Genomic DNA, 17,613 nt, shown 5'->3' with positions numbered 1-17,613 from the left:
CTAAGCGGCGTGTACCGTGCTGGCTGGTCTGGCGGCGCGCCATGCATCAATGCGCGGGCTTGGCTCCGCGCAGCTTCTGAAACAGCATCACCGCGCCCAGCACGACGGCACCGGCGACCACGCCAACCAGCATGTTGCCCAGCGCTTCGACCAGCCAGCCCATGCCGCCGGCCGACTTGGCCAGATCCACCACCAGGTGATGCAGCGCCTGGATGTTGTGCACCAGGATGCCGCCGCCGACCAGGAACATCGCCAGCGTGCCGGCCACCGACAGGAACTTCATCAACCACGGTGCCGCCACCAGGATGCCGCGGCCCAGGGCCGCCAGCGCGGCGCCCTTCTTGGTCAGGTACAGGCCCAGGTCGTCCAGCTTCACGATCGCGGCGACCACGCCGTAGACGCCGATGGTCATCGCCAGCGCAATGGCCACCAGCACCGCCACCTGCTGCCCGAAGGACACCTCCGAGACCACGCCCAGCGAGAGCACGATGATCTCGGCCGAGAGGATGAAATCGGTGCGGATCGCGCCCTTCACCTTGTCCTTTTCCAGCGCCACCACGTCCACGTTCTGGTCGGCCAGCGCGCGGGTGCGTTCGGCATGCCGCTGTGCTTCTTGCTCATCGTTGTGCAGAAACTTGTGCGCCAGCTTTTCCACGCCCTCGAAGCACAGGTAGGCGCCACCGATCATCATCAGCGGCATCACCAACGGGACGTTGTAGCCGCGCCCGCGCAGCCACGCTTCCAGCGCGCTGATCGCCAACGCCGCCGGCACCAGGATCATCTTGTTGACCAGCGAGCCCTTGGCTACCGCCCACACCACCGGCAATTCGCGGTCGGCCGTGACGCCGGTGACCTGCTGCGCATTGAGCGCCAGATCGTCGCCCAACACGCCTGCGGTCTTCTTGGCCGCAACCTTGGTCAGGATGGAAACGTCGTCCAGCAGTGTGGCGATGTCGTCGAGCAGGGTGAACAGGCTGGCACCGGCCATGCGCAAGGTCCTTCTGGGGTGGTCGCGAATTCTCGCCGATCCCGCACCCGCGTGGGGTGATGAGCGGCCATTGCGCGGTCGTTGCACGCTGTTGGCAGAGCGATGCAGGCACCGCAGCGCCTGCGCTTGCGGCCGTTCGTACTCGCCTTGGGCAGGTTTGCCTGCGGTGTGCGGGAGCGCGCGGATTCACTACGCGACGACCCGTCGCTGGCCACACTCGCCGCCTGCATGACGCCCCCGGAGATGGCCTTGAGTCACAACGACCCGCACCGCGCCCCGGCCGCAAGCCCGGCAGATCATGCCGTGGTTGGCGGCATGAGCCGGCGCACGCAGATCCTGCGCTTGTTGTTGCGCTATCGCGGCTCGGGCGTGTTCGCTGGCATGAACCTGGACCCGGCGGCCATCAACGAATACGAAGTGCCCGCAGAAGGCACCCCGGACCAGTTCGTCTCCGACCTGGAATCGCTCGGGCCCACCTTCGTCAAACTGGGCCAGATGCTGTCGACCCGGCCGGACATCGTGCCGCCGGAATTTGCCACCGCGCTGGAGCGCATGCAGGAGAACACCAGCTCGGTGCCGGTGGAGCGCATCCGCCAGATCATCGAGGAAGAGCTCGGGGTCTCGGTCAACAAGGCGTTCTCGTTCTTCGACCCGGTCCCGCTGGGCTGCGCCTCGCTGGCGCAGGTGCACCGCGCTGCGCTGCGCGACGGCACGCCGGTGGCGATCAAGGTGCAGAAGCCCGAAGTGGCCGCGCAGGTGCGTTCGGATCTGGACGTGCTCAAGAGCTTCGCCACTGCCGCCGACCGTCTCACCGGCATTGGCCGGCGTGTGCGCTTTGCCGACTGGCTGGGCGAATTCGGCAAGACCCTGCGCGCCGAGCTCAACTACGAAGACGAAGCCGAAACCCTGGCGCGCTTCGGCAAGCACCTCAAGCCGTTCCCCTTGCTGTGGGTGCCGCAACCGGTGTGGGACCTGAGCAGCCGCAAGGTGCTGACCATGCAGCTGGCCGAAGGCGTGCGCGTGGACAAGATCTCCGGTCTTCGCCGCACCGAACAGCCGATGGACGAGCTGGCCGCGGAACTGGTCAAGGGGTATCTGGACCAGATGTTCGTGCATGGCGAAATCCATGCCGACCCGCATCCGGGCAATTTGCGGGTGCTGCAGGACGGGCGTCTGGCCATCTTCGACCTGGGCATGGTGGCGCATGTGCCGCCGCGCCTGCGCGAGCGCCTGCTCAAGTTGCTGTTTGCCGCGGTCGATGGGCGCGGCGAGGAAGTGGCCGAAGAGACCATTGCGCTGAGCACGCGGCTGGAGGATTACGACGAAGAACGCTACCAGCGCGAAACCGGGCAGATGATCGCGCGCTACGCAGCGCACGATGCCACCTCCGAAGGCCGGGTGGTGCTGGATCTGGTGCGCATCGCCACCTCGACCGGATTGCGGACGCCGCCGGAGTTGAGCCTGCTCGGCAAGACCTTGCTGAATCTGGAAGGCGTGTGCCGCGCGTTGTCGCCCACGCTGGATACCCGCCGCATCGTCGAGCGCCATCTGCAGCACGTGATGCGCGCGCGCCTGAAGAAATCCCTGTCCGCGGCCAACCTGGCCAGCGAGGCGATGGAACTGCAGCACCTGGTGCGCGAAGGACCGCGCCGCATGTCCGAGATTCTGTCGCTGGCTGCGGAAAACCGCCTGCAGATGCGCGTCACCGGGCTGGAAGAATCGCACCTGATGGAAAGCCTGCAGAAGATCGCCAACCGCGTGGCGGCGGGCATCGTCACGGCTGCGCTGATCATGGCGTCGGCGCAGATGATGCGCATCGAAACCGGCTTGAAGCTATGGGGCTACCCGGCTATTGCGATGGTGCTGTTCCTGCTCGGGGTCGTGCTGGGGCTGGGCATCGTGGTCAGTGCGCTGCTGTTCGACCGCCGCGTGCGAGCGCGCGAAGAGCGTGGGCACCGCTAGCCGTTAGGGCTGGTTGCCGCAGGTGGGCGCCTTGGTGCCCTGCGGGCAGGCATTGGATTTGCGTCAGTCACCAGCCTGCGAACAAGTGCCCCTGACAAGACCGCGCGCACCCGGCGGGCGCGGCCGGAACCGGCATGTGACGTGTAAGCGACGGTTGCTGCGCGCTGTCCACGTTCAGTGACGACTGTTTCTTATCGTGTCGATAGTCCGTTCAACCGCGCAGGCAGGTGTGAGCGATTGCGCGTCAGGCGTAGCGCCTGTGATCTCCGCGTTGAATGCGTGCGCGACACACAGGGAACGGTGCAAGAAAAGCGCCGGTTCCGTTCGTGCGTCTTGCATCGTGCTCGATGCAGCGGATTGCAGGCGTCCTGCGCACACCATGGTGTCCCCACCCCTGCTCGCTGCGTGCAGCAGCGCTGCAGCGAGCACAACCACTATCACGCGTGGGCGCAAGGCATCTGACGCCACCTGCGCTTCAGCATCTTCGCACTGGTTGGTGCGCACGGATGTGTCGCCGCTGTCCGGCGATGCTGGGCCGGAGGTCATGCCGGATCTGTCTCCAACAAACATTTCAGTCAGCTTCGGCGCGGCATAGTCCGTCATCCGGGTGTCACATTGCAGGTGGCGCACAGGACATGGCGAGCAAGGCGTCCGGTACGCGCTCGCATCATTCCCCACGGACGCTGCGCATGCATTGGATGTTGTTGGTTTCGTTGTTGCTATTGCTGTGGCTGTTGGTCGCTTCTCCGCGTCTGGCATGGCTCAAGGCTGGCCTGTTGTCGCTCTTTCTGCTGCTGCTCAGCGCCTGGGGATTGGTCGACCGGCTCAGCGGCGACGGTATCAATGCAGCCACGCTGTATCACCTGCGCGCCGACATGGACGGCGCCGGCGTCAGCGACTTTTCCGGCTATATCGCGGTTTTCGTCGGCATGCTGTTGCTCTCGCTGAGCCCGCTGTTGCTGGTGCGGGTACGCCGCTTCCAGCGTCCGCGTGGTGGCGGCGCCGTGTTCGCAGGCTTTGTGGGCATGTTGCTAGTCGGCATCGCCGCCAGCCCGCTGTATCGCGATGGCAAGCGCCTGTACTACCAGCTGCGCCCGGTCGATTACGCCACCGTGGTGCCGGAATACCAGGTGCCGCAGCAACCGCTGCACAAGCGCAAGAACATCGTCTGGATCTACGGCGAAAGCCTGGAGCGCACCTACTTCGACGAGCAGGTGTTTCCGGGCCTGATGCCCAATTTGCGCGCGCTTGCGACCGAAGCGGTGGACGTACGCAATCTCGCCTCCCCCGAAGGCAGCGGCTGGACCATCGCCGGCATGGTCGCCTCGATGTGCGGCGTGCCGCTCACCACCGCGCCAGGCGACGAGAACAGCATGGACCGCATGGGCATGTTCCTGCCCGAAGCGCGCTGCCTGGGCGATTACCTCAAGGATCAGGGCTACCGCAATCATTACGTGGGCGGTGCCGATGCCAGCTTTGCCGGCAAGGGCCGTTTCCTGTCCAGCCATGGCTTCGACGTGGTGCATGACGTGCACCATTTCCACGACCAGGGTGTCGCGCCAAAGCATTTTTCTGCATGGGGCGTGCACGACGATGTCCTGCTGGACGACGCCTGGGATACCTTCCAGACGCTGTCGCGTGCCGGCCAACCCTTCATGCTGACCACGCTGACCATGGACACCCACCATCCGGCCGGCCACCTGCCACTGGCGTGCAAGGGCCAGCAGTACGACAGCGCACTGGGCGATATCGGTCTGCTGCATGCAATCAAATGCAGCGACCGTTTGATCGGCGAACTGGTCGCGCGCATCCGCAGCAGCCGGTATGGCAAAAACACCATCATCGTCATCGCCTCCGATCATCTGGCCATGCCCAACGACCTGAGCGACGTGCTGGCCAAGCAGAAGCGCGAGAACCTGCTGTTGTTCCTGGGCAAGGACATCGCGCCACAACAGGTCCTCACGCGCGCAGGTAGCACGCTCGATTCGGGCGCTACGCTGCTGCAGTTGCTGGAACCAGGCATGCGCACGCTGGGCTTTGGCCGCTCGTTGCTAGCCCGCGATGCCCCACCCAGTGCCAGCGCGGCCGCCAGCCGCGACAGCGGCAAGGACTATCCGCGCTACCTGGCCTACGCGCGCACGCTGTGGACCGGGCGCAGTACGCGCATGCTGCGCATCAATGGCAATGGCGATGTGGTGGTCGGCGTGCAACAGGTGCGCCCACCGGTGCTGCTGGAATACGACAAGGACACCAACCTGAAAAACGTGTACCTGGAAAACACCTCGCGCCAGTTCGACCGCACGCATTCCAAGGGCACGCTGGCCTATGTGGACCGCTGCACGGCGTTCGAAGACGGCTCGGCCGATGGCCACTGGTGTGCGCTGGTGGTGGACCGCCACCAGAGCATGAAGCTGTATCGCGACCCGGACCTTACCCGCGGCATCGCCGTCGACGCGCCGCTGGAAGCCACCCAGCAGGGCCCGCGTCCGCGCGTGCGTCAGCCGATCATGCTCACCCAGGCGGCGCGTAAGACCGATGCCGGCCGCTACATGCTCGAGCTCTACGCCAAGCGCCGGCCCACGCGCGCGTTCTGGGTGGAAGCGGTGTCCTCCGAACGTAAGGTCGTGCTGGCACAGCAATGGGTCGTGCCCGACGCCGCCGGGCGCATCCGCATGCCGGTGGGCCTGGAACATGCGGTGGAAGACCTGGAGATTCGTGCCTGGCTTGATTACACCGAAGACGTCAGCGTGGACGACCTGGCCTTGGTCAAGGACATCCCGGTGGCGGATCGCTCCTGATGTGCCGACATGCGTCCATCGATGGTCGGGCATGGTTGTGCAATCAGCGCAAGCCGACCGACTTGCCGCTGCGCAGCCCTCGCCGACCTCGCCAGCTCAGTCATCCGACGCAGGCGCACCATCTCCGGCCTCGCGTGCCACGGCGGCCCCTGCACGACTGAAGCGGATCTCCTGCGGCGACTGCAACGCAATGCCCACCGTCGCCATGCGCTGCAGCAGCGCGAAGAACAGCTGGCTGCGCACGCCATACGAATCGCGCGGACTGCTCACGTAGGCGAACGAGTTGAAATTGACGTGCCCGCCGGCCAGCGAATCGATGAACACCGATGGCGCCGGTTCGGCCAGCACCTTCTCGTGCTCGGCGAACAAGGCCAGCAACATGTCGCGCACCCTGGCCACGTCGGTTTCCAGCGGCACCGAGAACTGCAACTGCACACGGCCCATCGGATTGGACAGCGTCATGTTGCGCACGCTCTTGGTGATCAACTCCGAGTTGGGCACGATCAACGTGGAGCGGTCGCCCACCTGGATTTCGGTCGCTCGCACGCTGATCTTGCGCACGTCGCCTTCCTGATCGCCGATACGCACCCAATCGCCGATCTTCACCGGACGCTCGGCCAGCAAGATCAACCCGGACACGAAGTTCTGCGTAATCGCCTGCAGACCAAAACCAATGCCCACCGACAGTGCGCTCAACACCAGCGCCAACCGCTTCAAATCCAGACCCAGCGCCGTGAGCCCCCACACCACCACGATCAACCAGCCCAGATAGCGCGCCACCGTGCTGATCGAATTCCGCGCTCCCGCATCCAGTTCGGTCTTGGGCAGATAGGTGTTGAGCAGCCACTTCTGCACCACATGGACCAGACCCATGCCGAGCAGGAACACACACAGCGCCCTGGCCACGTCGCCGGGCGTGATGACAAGTTCCTTGCCAATTGCAATACCGTGCGAAACGTTTTCCAACCAGCCGGTCACTGCGGCGAGGTTGGCGCCGTACGGCGTCACCAGCGCGGCAATGCCTAGTAGCACCAGCAGCACGCGTACTGCCGCAGAGATCAGTAACCCTACCTGCACCAACCGCCCGCTGCCGACATTCAGTGCATGCGACAGCGCTCGGCTGAAACGGCTCTCCGGCTTGAACACCCAGGTCGTCAGGTCGTCGGCAAACATCACCAGTAGCGCGAGCACGCTGCACACCAGGGTGATCCAGATGATCTGCTGCTCGACGAACAGTGCCAGATTGATGTAGCCGAACAAGGCCGCCACTAACGCGAAGATCACCGCCAGATGGCCCAGCAGACGGATCAGCACGATGTAACCGCCGCCACGCGACACCACCGGCGGTGGTGCGCTGCTGTCCGCATCGGCCGCGCCCACGTTTGCGGCATGAGCGCGCAACGACAGGGTCAGGCCAGCCAGTGCCGACAGGATCAACCCCGCATACAACAGCGCGGCAACTGCATCGGTAGCGATGGTTAATGCGCTGCTGCTGCGCGCCACGTCGTTGATTCTGATCGCCATACCGCTAAACCAGCTCACCGCGGCCGTGGCAAGACAATGCACACGCAAACGATCGACAGTGGCATCGTCCAACGGGAACAGACGCCAGGTGGGCTGGTGCTTCATCAATAGGCTGGCGCTGAGCGAACCGACGAAGGCCGCCACGCAACTGATCACCACAAATGCACTCAGCAGCTGCTCCAGATCGGTCGGCAGCTCGCTGAGTGCGCGGACGCTCTCGGCCAACGCCCATGCCGCCATGCCCAGCGTCAGGGTGCCCACCAACAAAAACCACAGTGCAAGGCCGGAGCGCCGCAAGCGGCCACCGGGCGCGCGCGAGGCCGCATACCGCCGCCCCAGGTGACGCAGGAAGATGCGCAACGGAAATGCCAGCATCAATGCCGCCAGCGTTCCGATCATCAGACCGGCGACGCCATTGGTCGCTGTGCCGGTGCGCACCGCCTGTACGGCCTTGTCGGACAGCGCCTGCAGGCGCGCTCGGTCGTCGGGCCATTCCCGCGCGATCTCATTCCACAACGCGGGCGACAGCGGCGAGGCAGCGCGCGCGGAGAGCTTCTCGCTGAAGCGCTGGGCGCGCTCGCCTTCGAGCCGGTCGGCGAGATCCTTGGCATCCAGTGCCAGCAGGTTCGCCCGCTTGAGCTCGGCATCTAGCCCGTTGCGCTCTCGCGTGAGCGCGCGGCGTTGGTCGCGTAGATCTGGTGGGTCGGTCTTCTGCTCTTCGCCAAGCCCGGCCAGCCGGACAGACAGCTCCTTCAACGGAGGCTCCAGCGAGCGCGCCAGATCCTGGGCCTGGCGCTGTGCGCCGGTGACATCGTCAGCCAGCTTGCGCAACTGGTCGGTGTCGGACTTTTCCATCCCCGCTTCGGCTTGGGTCAGCACCTTTTGCATGCTGTCCAGTTGGGTCTGCGCGGTCTCCAGCACCGTGTCCTCGTCCTGGGCCACAGCCGTGCCAACACAGACCATCCCCAGCGCGGCAAGCAACAACAGACGCCGCAACAAGCCCTGACGGGCACCACAGGTAAATCGGAATTCGGACACAGGCAGGCATCGAACAGGCGCGGGCGACCGCGGGTGCCGGCATCTTAAGGCACCGCCCCTGATCGAGCCGATTGCCCGGGACCGGTGATTCAGCCGCGGCAGGTCTGGGTCCGCGAACCGATCGGACGATCTCGTTGCACCGCGGCGATGGCGGCAGAGGACCCTGCTAGCGCATGAATGGGCCTACCGCGTTGTCACTTTGCGACAACACGCCGCTGACGCAGAATCGAGCCACCGCTGCGGCAGACGCAGCGGATGACCGCGAAGGAGATCCTCTATGCAGATTCAGATCCAGACCGACAAGCACGTGCCACACGATCCGTCCGTTGTGGCGCATGTCGAAAAGACCTGCACCGCCCAGCTGGCCCATTTCGCCAGCGACATCACCCGTGTGGAAGTGCATTTGCGTGATGAGAACGGCCAGCGCGGCGGCGCGGCGGATCGAACCTGCAGCATCGAGGCGCACGTCGCCGGCCTGCCGCCGATCGCGGCTACCAACAGCGCCGAAACGACGGCCTCTGCCGTGACCGGAGCTGCGCGCAAGCTGCGCACTGCCATCGAACATGCACGCGGCAAGCAGCACTCCAAGGCCACCGCCCCGCCGCCGGACATGCTTTGATCTGATCTGGAGGTTGGCACGTGGCCTCGGCGGCTGCCAACCTTTTGAGGCAATGGCATCGCGGCACGTCATCTAGCGATGCGCGAAGCGCCCCTCCAAAACCTGCGACCCTTAAACGGCATTCGGCCCGTCGCACTCATCTTGCGGCGGGCCGAATGCGTTGAATCTTTTGGTGCTTACGGAAAGAGCCCAATCCCAAGCACACGGCGCCGATTTTTAGGATTGTCGACCTGATTTCTAGCTTTTATGCCAGCAGCAGCCAGGCAACATGACTAGCGACGCAGATAACCCGCGTAGCGACAGGCTGAGCCGCACCAATCGGGTGCAACGTAGCCTGGATCCTTTCGCCCATTGCACGGCACTGCTGAAGGTATACGTATGGTTTGCTTCCCACAGCAGCACGGGATTATGTCTTGAGTCCGGCAGCAAACCGATCAAACTCGCCTTGCGCAGTTCGGCTTTCGATCTCCATGACTTACCGGCAGATTCGTAAGTCAGCCCGTTCGAGTTCCCGGCAACTCCCAGGCGCGTTACCGTAATTGCATGGCCTGGAAAAGATAGCCAACCGCTGCTGCAATTTTCCATGATCGCAGCAATGCAATCGCTCGACCGCGGACTGGGCACGGGCCGACGCAGCCACTCGATTCCCTCCTCCAGCCCGGCTCGCCCCGGTCCGCAGGGTTCGGCAGCGTGTGGCTGGCATGCGAATCAGGGTATGCGCAGAAACAGATAGGTCGCAGTGGTGTTGGGGAAAATGCGGCTTAAAGGCCGGCTGCAGCCTTGGTGCGGTTGCACCTTGTTGGCTTCGCGATCTTGGTGCTCGGAAATGCTGCCATCTGCTCTCCAAGCCACACCACGCGTCCTGGGCGATCGCTCGAACGCTCTAACCAGTCATTGCGCCATCGATCCGCACGGGCACCGACGCCCATCAACCAACACATGTCGCAGCGCTGGCACACGCGCACGTCTTCGTCCCTGCAAGGACGGCCGCGGCAGCAAACATATTTGGCCAGCACAGACGAATTGGTTGTTCGGATGTGGAATGATCGTTTCGCCAAGCGCGCGTCAAGATTCTGTGGATTCATGCGAACTTCAAGCTCGCCGACGACGATGACACATACCACGCAGGGTGGCCGTGGATAGCAGGGACGCCTGGGCGCATCGATTGCGAGCGAAGAAGTCACGCTCTGGTTGCACGGGCAGCTGAGCGCAGCATATGCACCTTGCCGGGTCGGCGTGCCGCACGTCACGCATGATTGTCCGGTCCACGCGTCTGGCTGCCGATCGCGATCCCCACGCTGCAATCAAGCCCCTCGCCGCCACGCCCTTCTTGATGAGGTACCCATCGTCCGGCGCTATCGATCAATCGCCCCGCAAGCCTGGGCGAGAGCATGCCGATATCCCCCCAACGCGAGGACAAGCCGTGACGAAGATCTCTTCAGCCAGTACCTCCCAGCAACCGCAAGCCACAAGCGGCGATATTGTGATCGAGATACCGGCACAACGACGCGACGATACATCGACGCCCAGGATCGATTCTCCCCTCTCCGCCCTGCCGCCCAGACCTTCGGGACGACGCAATAGCACAGGAAGCGACAGCGGATATGAAACCGCCAACGACGCAGACCTGTCCCCCTATGGAAGTCCGCAGCTGCATGCTCCGCTGCGTGGGGAAGAGAGCAGCAGCGAGCAGTTCTACGACGCTGAAGACTCCTTGGAACCATCGGCTTTGCCATCACTTTCCCAGGAACACGCTGCACAACATGGCTCCCAAGCGCATGCATCCACCTCTGCGACAGGCACTGCGCGCTTGGGCGCACTGACGGCGTCGGTCCGCGCAGGTGCAACACATGGAGTCACCACCCTCCTTGGACCCGCCGCGACAGCGGTCGCAGCTGCGGCGCGCGGTGTCATACCGATCAGCTTCGACAAACAATACCTGGGCGCTGCGCTGGGACATCTCGTGCACCAGACCACCTCCGTGGGACCGACCACGTTCGTGCGCGAGTTGATCGGCGAAGCGCTGTTTGCCGCGTTTCGCCAGCTCCCACCCGAAGCGGTCGTTGCCATGCAGGCGGTGTCGGGCACGCTGCATCTGGCCCTGCATACGCTGCGGCGCAACCGCGAAAACCGCAATCCGGATGCCGCCGCCCGAGGTTTTCACAACCTGAATCTTGAACAGTGGGAAGCGCTGTCCGAAGACGAACGTCATCACAAGAGGAGCGAGCAGCAACATTACTCGGATCTGGTCACCCGGCTCGCGCTGACCGGCATCTTGAGCAATATCGCCATCGGCGCTGCGGGCAAGGCTTCTGGCCGACCGGAGATGGCGGCCAGGCTGCTGGCCAGTGAGCTCAAGGTCGCCCCTTATGCTGCGGCCCGCGACGCCATCCAGGCGACATTCCGCATGGTGGGAATGCGGTCACCGACCAACGGTGGCGTCAGCGATCCCCACGTCACCAGTGCAGGCAGGTTTTACGGCATGGCCAACGTCCTGACCAACCTGGCGTCGAACGAGCTGGAGGCACCAGACTTTGCATCGGCCAGGCAGCGCTGGGCAGGACTGATGTCGCCCTTCAACATGGGAGAGGCGACCAGGGTCGTCTTTCAGCAAGCGGCGGTGAACGCGGCCTTGAATGTCGGTCTGGAGACAGCCGGCTGGCTCAATGTCACCCAACACGAAGCCGACGAAGCCGGGACGCAGCAGATCTCGGAACCAACCTGGAAGGCCAAGCGCGAGGATTATGAGCGGGTCATGGATCATTCTGTCGCGCGTACGGCCGCCATCAACTCCAACATCGCATTCGGTACAGCAGTCAACATGATTGGCACCTGGCTCGGTTTGTCGCCAGCTCGCAGTGCGCTGCTCTCCAATACATTGGCGGGCATGGCCGCCGGCATGCAGTACAAGGTCATCGCCGGCACCTGGCAGGCTGCAGCGGCAGTGCGCGAAGCCGAGGCCGCTCGCACGCGAACTGAGTGAGCGTGGCCGCGCCTGGCGACGGCTATCGCGCAGCCATCGACGAGTGCAGCACCTGGTGGTCGCACACGCACTGCCGGTTCAACGGCAGTGCGTGTGCGACAGCTGTGTGGTGGCTCCATGCGCAGCCTCCAGCACGTCCTAACAAACCAACCGGCGGCGGCGGACAGCAGGGATTGATCGAAAGCTAGGCTGCGTATGCCAGTTCTCAGCTCAGGTCGCGGCTAGCGGGTCTCTGCACCACAGGTCTCCAGCCGCGCGACGCACCTTGTCGACCCATGATGACGGATGCTGCTGTGGCGATCGCCATTTCAGTCACCGTATGCGCGACAGCACGGTCACCGCGCTATTTCTGCAGATAGTTCCGTCGCGGGGCGCCGCCGCTTTGTACGGTCCTACGCCATCACCCCAGGGAATCCCCGCGCACATCGGGCTGCGCCTACGTCCTCCTGCAGTGGCACACCCGCTATTCATCAATCACACCGCGCCTTAGCAGAATCGAATGAATGGCATGCGCATATTTATCGCGCTCTCCCGGCGTTTCGGAGTGGTAGGCGCCTACTGCAGCCCAGGTATTTCCATATTTATTGGTCATCTCGCGCAACCTCCAGGCTGCCACATACACGCTGACGCAGGGCTGCATCAACGCGTCCTTGGAGATTCCATAGCCGGATAGCCGCCGTAGGTGGATGGAGTTGATCTGCATCTTTCCGTAATCCACCGTACCGTTGTTGTTGCGATGGATCGCGTCGGCGCGACCGCGCGATTCCTGCCAGGCAATGGCCCGCAGCACCCAAGGGTTGACGTGCTGATATCCGGCAGCTTCTTCGAAGCAATCCGCGCGTGCGAAAGGCGCCGCGCATGCCAGCGCTGCCGCAAACAAAATGCGCTGCGGACCAGCCCCTGCCCGACGATCACGTCCGGACCATTGCGCGCGCATGCGCCGCTTCGGCGAAAGCCCGGACGAGGCCTCCCACTGCCAATTGGATACTTTATCGACATACTTGAATGCGATCGTTGAATTGATCATGTGTCGTTACCTCGATCTCGATTGAATACAGGTCTCCAGGTGAGTAGAGCGCCGGTACACAACGACCCACGACGCTCGACGGCGGCAACATAACGCCACCTGTACGCGATTTACTCGGGACCTACGAAACACTTAATAGGCAAGCGAAAAAAGTTTTTCAACGACACCCCGTGGATTTTCTTATCGACCCTAAGAATCTTTTTTATTTACCTCTTCGCTTGCACAAGCGTAATTTCGCATACTCTATGGCGCCGATGATTTTCAGCTTCTACTGTTCAGCGGGGCGGAAAGCGACACAGCAGTCGTTGCCTCCTGGCCCCGGCAGTTGAGCGAAAGACAAATCCTAGTTAAACCAGAGAGAAATCGCTATGATCAATTCATTGAATACGTCGCTCCTCGGCGTCGACTCTTCCTTTATACAAGTCAACCCGGACCAATTTCAAAAATTCGATTCAAATCAATGCAATCAAGGCATCTCGGAAAAGCAGCTGGACCAACTGCTGACCCAGTTCATCTTTTCAATGCTTCTGCAGGACGACAATGCTGATGATTGCCCGAACTCTGACAAGCCCACCGATTTTCCGTCGCCACGCACCCAGATGCTAATGAATATCATCGGAGACATTTTACAGGCGAAGAATGGCGGACGCCTCGGTGGTTTATCCGATGGATGGCTCAACACTAGCCTCAGCCTCTCGGGCGACACTGCATCGATGCAGTAAACAACTGTTGGTCGCCCCTACCGACCACGGCCTGCAGGTTGCCGTTTCATGCTTCAGCCTGCAGGCACCCTCATTGAATTCGCTTGGGACCCGTGTTCTCGGGCGAATTCCGCAGGGGTTCCATGCCAGTGCACTGTGGGGCCGCTCCTCGTTATAGAAGCGCCGCCACGCTTCGATTTTGCTCCGTGCATCGGCTAAAGACAAGAACCAATGCGCATTCAGGCACTCCTGTCGCAGCCGGCCGTTGAAGCTTTCCACCATCGCGTTGTCCGTCGGCGTGCCACGTCGGGAAAAGTCCAGCTCTACGCCGTTTTCATAGGCCCAGCGGTCCAAGACCTTGCCGGCAAACTCACTGCCGTTATCCATTTTGATCGCTTCCGGCTTGCCTCGTTGAACGACCAGCCGCACCACTGCGTCGGCGACATCGTCAGCGCCCAAGGACTGATCCACGAAGATCTCCAGGCACTCATGCGTGAAGTGGTCCAGCACCGGCAGCAGCCGGAAGCGACGGCCATCGAACAGCGCGTCACTGACGAAGTCCATGCCCCACAGCGTGTTGGGCGCCGTGGCCACCTTGATCGGTTGCCGGCGACGACTGCTGCGACTACGTCGCGGGCGACAATGCCGCAACGACAGGCCTTCTTCCTTGTAGATGCGATGCACCCGCTTGTGGTTGTCCCGCCAGCCTTCGCGCCGCAGCACCACCAATACGCGTTCGCAGCCATAGTGGATGCGCGTCTGCGTGATCTCGCGCATCCGCAAGCGGATGGCGCTGCAGTCGCGCGCCTTGGCCTTGTACGAAAACGCCGAGCGCGACATCGCAACGATCCGCAATGCGCGTCGTTCGCTCACGCCGAAGCGCTCTCTCAAGCGGACAACCCAGCTGCGCTTCTGGGGCGCCCTTAGAGTTTTTTTGTGACCACCTCCTGGAGCATCGCCTTGTCCAGGCTCAGGTCGGCAACCAGCTGCTTGAGCTTGCGGTTTTCCTCTTCCAGCACGCGCAGGCACTTCAGTTCGGAGGGTCCAAGCCCACCGTATTTCTTGCGCCACACATAGAACGTCGCCTCCGCAATGCCCATCTTGCGACACACCTCGCCAACCGCCATCCCCAGCTCGACCTGCTTGAGCGCGTATGCGATCTGCTCTTCGGTAAAACGGGACTTCTTCATCGCCTGATTCCTCGTGATCCACGGGGCCCATGCGGGGCGAAGTCTCTACTTTACGTCGGCACGGTTTTTCGGGGGTGGGTCAGTTGATCAGACCTTCCCTAATCCTGCCAACCCTACTTTACCGCTGATGGTCGAACTGCTAGGACTTTTTCCACCACTTGCTTTTCTTTTTCTTCTGTTCGTTGGATCGTGCGGGAACTTGCCTGATGCTGCTTTCTGCTGGAGCTTGCTCCGCTTGGGCAAGACGATCCCTGATGAGGCCGCGGTCTGGTTCGATATCAGTCAGGTCCCTGCCGCCTGCGTAGTCGAAGGTGCCGTCGAGTACCCTGTGGGCCAACACCTCTATCCCGGTCAGCACATGATCGCCGCAGGAATAACCGTCCGACTGTATCGCGATGGGCATTTCATGAGTTTGTTGATAATCAAGGCCAAGGTGATAGGCCGCCATATCAGCAAGGTAGCGTTGCTGTGGGTCCTTCTGTGCCATGGAATCATAGTGGTAGGCCGCAACAGCGTCCTTGTTACGCCGGTCGACGACGAGCAATGACCAATGAGCGTTGGGCTGATTGATCGGCAGGAACACGATAGGTGGGATGTCGTCTCCGGCAAGAAGGCGCTGTGCGCGGGCCTGTTGGTCTGGATCTGCGGAGCTCAGCATGGTCACTACCTGCGAGTCGGCAAAGTGGAGTAAATGGGCGTTGGGCTCCCCTCGCAATCGGCGAGCTAGGTCATCGGTGTAGGCGCGCAAATGTCCATCCAGCAGCCACGAAGTGGCCCTCACTGGAGGAAGTTCGGGGTCTGCGACGTCCTGGGGCGACGGCAGATTGTCCACATCGATCCTTTCAGGAGTCATGGCCGAATATCCCATGGGGGTCTGCGTGCCATGGTTATTAGGGTACTCTTCTTGCTGGGGGATGTTGAGGTCGAATTCGCTACCGTAATGGCTCATGGAGGAGAGGCCATCGAAGGTCGAGTCCGTGCTTTGGGCGGGCGTGGCTTGCTGCCACCACCCTGGCTGCTCGATTTCCTGGGGGGTGTTAAGGTCGAATTCGCGATAACCATAGTTCTGCCTATAGTCCAAGGACTCAAGATCATCGAAGGTGGAACTCGACGCTTCGGGCTGGGCTGGCCATGCACGATGGGAATAACCCGCCGGAGTATCGGGATGCCACTCACCTGATGCGTTCTGCGGCCAACCGCCAGAAGGGGTGGGCGGGAACAGGGACGAATAGGAAGAATCCGCCGGAGTATCGGGATGCCACTCACCTGATGCGTTCTGCGGCCAACCGCCAGAAGGGGTGGGCGGGAACAGGGACGAATAGGAAGAACCCGCCGGAGTATGGGGATTCCACGTTTCTTCTGGCCGATGGAAGGCCTGAGGGGGACTGTATGGAGGCAGATCCGGTTGTTGATAACGCATTCTGAAGTTGGCTCGAATTGCCGTCTGGATGCCTTGGGATGCTCCTGAAATCACTGCTTCACCCAGACGAGTCAGTTCGCCGGTTTCCTCGTCGACCATTTCTTCCAGGTCTGCTTGTGATAAATATCCGCTGCTTGAATCATTGATGCTGTACGCTCTATTGCTGAATTTGCTCGAAATCTCAAGAAGCAAATTTGGTTTTTGATGGAGGGTCCGGAATACGCCTTTTAGAGGCTTGCTTTTTGGAGCGGCCAAGGCCAGTTTGCGTCTCTCACTTGCTAGATACAATCTTTTCTTCTGATCTGGGGTCATGTATCGAAGGATGCCAGATAGCCCTGGGCCGAATGAGCCATCACCACGCAGGTAAGCATGGAATCCCACACGCACTGGCACTTTCTCTAATGCTTCATATCTTGGTATATATTCCATAATTTCGTTGATCTTGCATTGGGCTCCGGCTTCGACTCCGACTTTGGCTTTGGCTTTGGCTTTGGCTTTGGCTTTGGCTTTGGCTTCGGCTTTGGCTTTGGCTTTGTCAATGCGATCCAAAGTCCGTTGACTTAGCGTAATTTTTCCACTGCAATCCGACTCCAGTCGGCTCAGCGCAACTTCTCGATATTCAGGATCCGCACAATACTCAATTCGTCTTATTATTTGATGTATGACTTGGTCGCGTTGATCTTCATTCAGTTCCTGAAGCATCTGCCTGCCATTTACATGCGACAAGCCACTGTCCATCAAAAAGGCAGCAAAGCTTGGAAAGCTTCTTTGTAGCTCGGGAATACCTTTGCCATCGCCATAGGCGCTTATTAGTTCTAATATTTTTAAGTAATCCCTATGGGTTCTGGAGGTCGGCGCGGCCGCACGCATCTGATGAACCGAGCCATCGGCATGCACTTGCGTAGGATTTCTTCGTGGGAGAGATTCAAGCAACGGATGCATGTTATAACCCGCGCCGTGGTTTTCCCGTTGTTCTTCATGAGGCGGAGAATTGCGGTAATCATCCGCCGCTTCCGTCATTTCGCGATATTTTTTATAGTCGAAATTAAATATCCTGTCCATTATTTTAAAGTTCAAAGAATTGTAAGCAATGGTATTGATAATTTACTAGACATCCACGATGTAATTAAACATCGGAGACGAACAAGCTTCCTCTGAAGCGATCTTCCCGTGTCGGGTTCTGGCGAGAATCGCTCGGTTTCGCGGTCGTTCACTGAAGTGCTGGCTGGGACGACGAAGGCATACGGAGTGACCGGCACCTTCCCAACAGGCGACCTGATTAGCCCCGACCTTCAGCCAGCAGTCGCAGGATCTGCGCCAGGCGGGGTTGATGGTGTCGTCACCTAAAGTCAACGAGGTGGCG

9 protein-coding genes and 1 pseudogene are annotated in these 17,613 nt (G+C 61.5%); 5 read left to right on the top strand and 5 right to left on the bottom strand.

From position 1 onward, the window contains the following. Positions 1-46: 46 nt before the first annotated feature. Positions 47-988 carry a DUF808 domain-containing protein gene (locus HLH45_RS06870; protein ID WP_008575486.1) on the bottom strand — a complete coding sequence of 314 codons (942 nt, stop codon included), beginning with the start codon at positions 986-988 and terminating at the stop codon, positions 47-49. Between the two features lie 243 nt (positions 989-1,231). On the opposite strand from HLH45_RS06870, the gene HLH45_RS06865 reads away from it, so the two are divergent. Together HLH45_RS06865 and HLH45_RS06860 are read left to right on the top strand one after the other, a co-directional pair. Then, the gene (locus tag HLH45_RS06865; RefSeq protein WP_033478989.1) at positions 1,232-2,950 is read left to right on the top strand and encodes an ABC1 kinase family protein; all 1,719 of its coding nucleotides are present in this window, start codon (positions 1,232-1,234) and stop codon (positions 2,948-2,950) included. 689 nt (positions 2,951-3,639) lie between these two features. Next, the gene (locus tag HLH45_RS06860) at positions 3,640-5,748 is read left to right on the top strand and encodes a phosphoglycerol transferase I (RefSeq protein ID WP_033478987.1); all 2,109 of its coding nucleotides are present in this window, start codon (positions 3,640-3,642) and stop codon (positions 5,746-5,748) included. A 96-nt stretch (positions 5,749-5,844) separates the two neighbouring features. On the opposite strand, the gene HLH45_RS06855 is transcribed toward HLH45_RS06860, so the two are convergent. After that, entirely contained in the window at positions 5,845-8,235 is a 2,391-nt protein-coding gene (locus tag HLH45_RS06855) for a DUF3772 domain-containing protein (RefSeq protein ID WP_228735371.1), read from the bottom strand. 352 nt (positions 8,236-8,587) lie between these two features. Between HLH45_RS06855 and HLH45_RS06850 the strand changes: the two genes are divergently transcribed. Then, the gene (locus HLH45_RS06850; protein ID WP_007974834.1) at positions 8,588-8,929 is read left to right on the top strand and encodes an HPF/RaiA family ribosome-associated protein; all 342 of its coding nucleotides are present in this window, start codon (positions 8,588-8,590) and stop codon (positions 8,927-8,929) included. Between the two features lie 1,423 nt (positions 8,930-10,352). Further along, positions 10,353-11,912, top strand: a complete 1,560-nt coding sequence (locus HLH45_RS21745) for a hypothetical protein (protein WP_033478973.1) — start codon at positions 10,353-10,355, stop codon at positions 11,910-11,912. A gap of 463 nt (positions 11,913-12,375) precedes the next feature. Here HLH45_RS21745 and HLH45_RS06840 read toward each other — a convergent pair whose 3' ends face one another. Further along, complete coding sequence (locus HLH45_RS06840) at positions 12,376-12,939, bottom strand: lytic transglycosylase domain-containing protein (protein WP_008575476.1); 564 nt, start codon at positions 12,937-12,939, stop codon at positions 12,376-12,378. Between the two features lie 368 nt (positions 12,940-13,307). On the opposite strand from HLH45_RS06840, the gene xopA reads away from it, so the two are divergent. Beyond that, on the top strand, positions 13,308-13,661 hold the full coding sequence (gene xopA / locus HLH45_RS06835) for a XopA/Hpa1 family type III secretion system protein (RefSeq protein ID WP_008575475.1): 354 nt from the start codon (positions 13,308-13,310) through the stop codon (positions 13,659-13,661). Between the two features lie 53 nt (positions 13,662-13,714). On the opposite strand, the pseudogene HLH45_RS06830 reads toward xopA, so the two are convergent. Together HLH45_RS06830 and HLH45_RS06825 are read right to left on the bottom strand one after the other, a co-directional pair. Next, positions 13,715-14,830, bottom strand: a pseudogene (locus tag HLH45_RS06830) (IS3 family transposase). Between the two features lie 139 nt (positions 14,831-14,969). Then, positions 14,970-17,192: a Ulp1 family isopeptidase gene (locus tag HLH45_RS06825; RefSeq protein ID WP_171309878.1), complete on the bottom strand. Its 2,223-nt coding sequence runs from the start codon at positions 17,190-17,192 to the stop codon at positions 14,970-14,972. Positions 17,193-17,613 lie beyond the last annotated feature (421 nt).

The sequence above is a fragment of the Xanthomonas euvesicatoria genome, from assembly GCF_013112235.1.
Lineage (GTDB): Bacteria > Pseudomonadota > Gammaproteobacteria > Xanthomonadales > Xanthomonadaceae > Xanthomonas > Xanthomonas euvesicatoria.
Note: the sequence above shows the minus strand (reverse complement) of the source record. Positions and strands in the feature narration are given on the sequence as shown.

What these genes read in the sequence shown, in the direction of transcription:
- HLH45_RS06870 (WP_008575486.1), bottom strand. Translation starts at nt 988, where the DNA reads ATGGCCGGTGCCAGCCTGTTCACCCTGCTCGACGACATCGCCACACTG.
- HLH45_RS06865 (WP_033478989.1), top strand. Translation starts at nt 1,232, where the DNA reads ATGGCCTTGAGTCACAACGACCCGCACCGCGCCCCGGCCGCAAGCCCG.
- HLH45_RS06860 (WP_033478987.1), top strand. Translation starts at nt 3,640, where the DNA reads ATGCATTGGATGTTGTTGGTTTCGTTGTTGCTATTGCTGTGGCTGTTG.
- HLH45_RS06855 (WP_228735371.1), bottom strand. Translation starts at nt 8,235, where the DNA reads ATGGTCTGTGTTGGCACGGCTGTGGCCCAGGACGAGGACACGGTGCTG.
- HLH45_RS06850 (WP_007974834.1), top strand. Translation starts at nt 8,588, where the DNA reads ATGCAGATTCAGATCCAGACCGACAAGCACGTGCCACACGATCCGTCC.
- HLH45_RS06840 (WP_008575476.1), bottom strand. Translation starts at nt 12,939, where the DNA reads ATGATCAATTCAACGATCGCATTCAAGTATGTCGATAAAGTATCCAAT.
- xopA (WP_008575475.1), top strand. Translation starts at nt 13,308, where the DNA reads ATGATCAATTCATTGAATACGTCGCTCCTCGGCGTCGACTCTTCCTTT.
- HLH45_RS06825 (WP_171309878.1), bottom strand. Translation starts at nt 17,192, where the DNA reads ATGCATCCGTTGCTTGAATCTCTCCCACGAAGAAATCCTACGCAAGTG.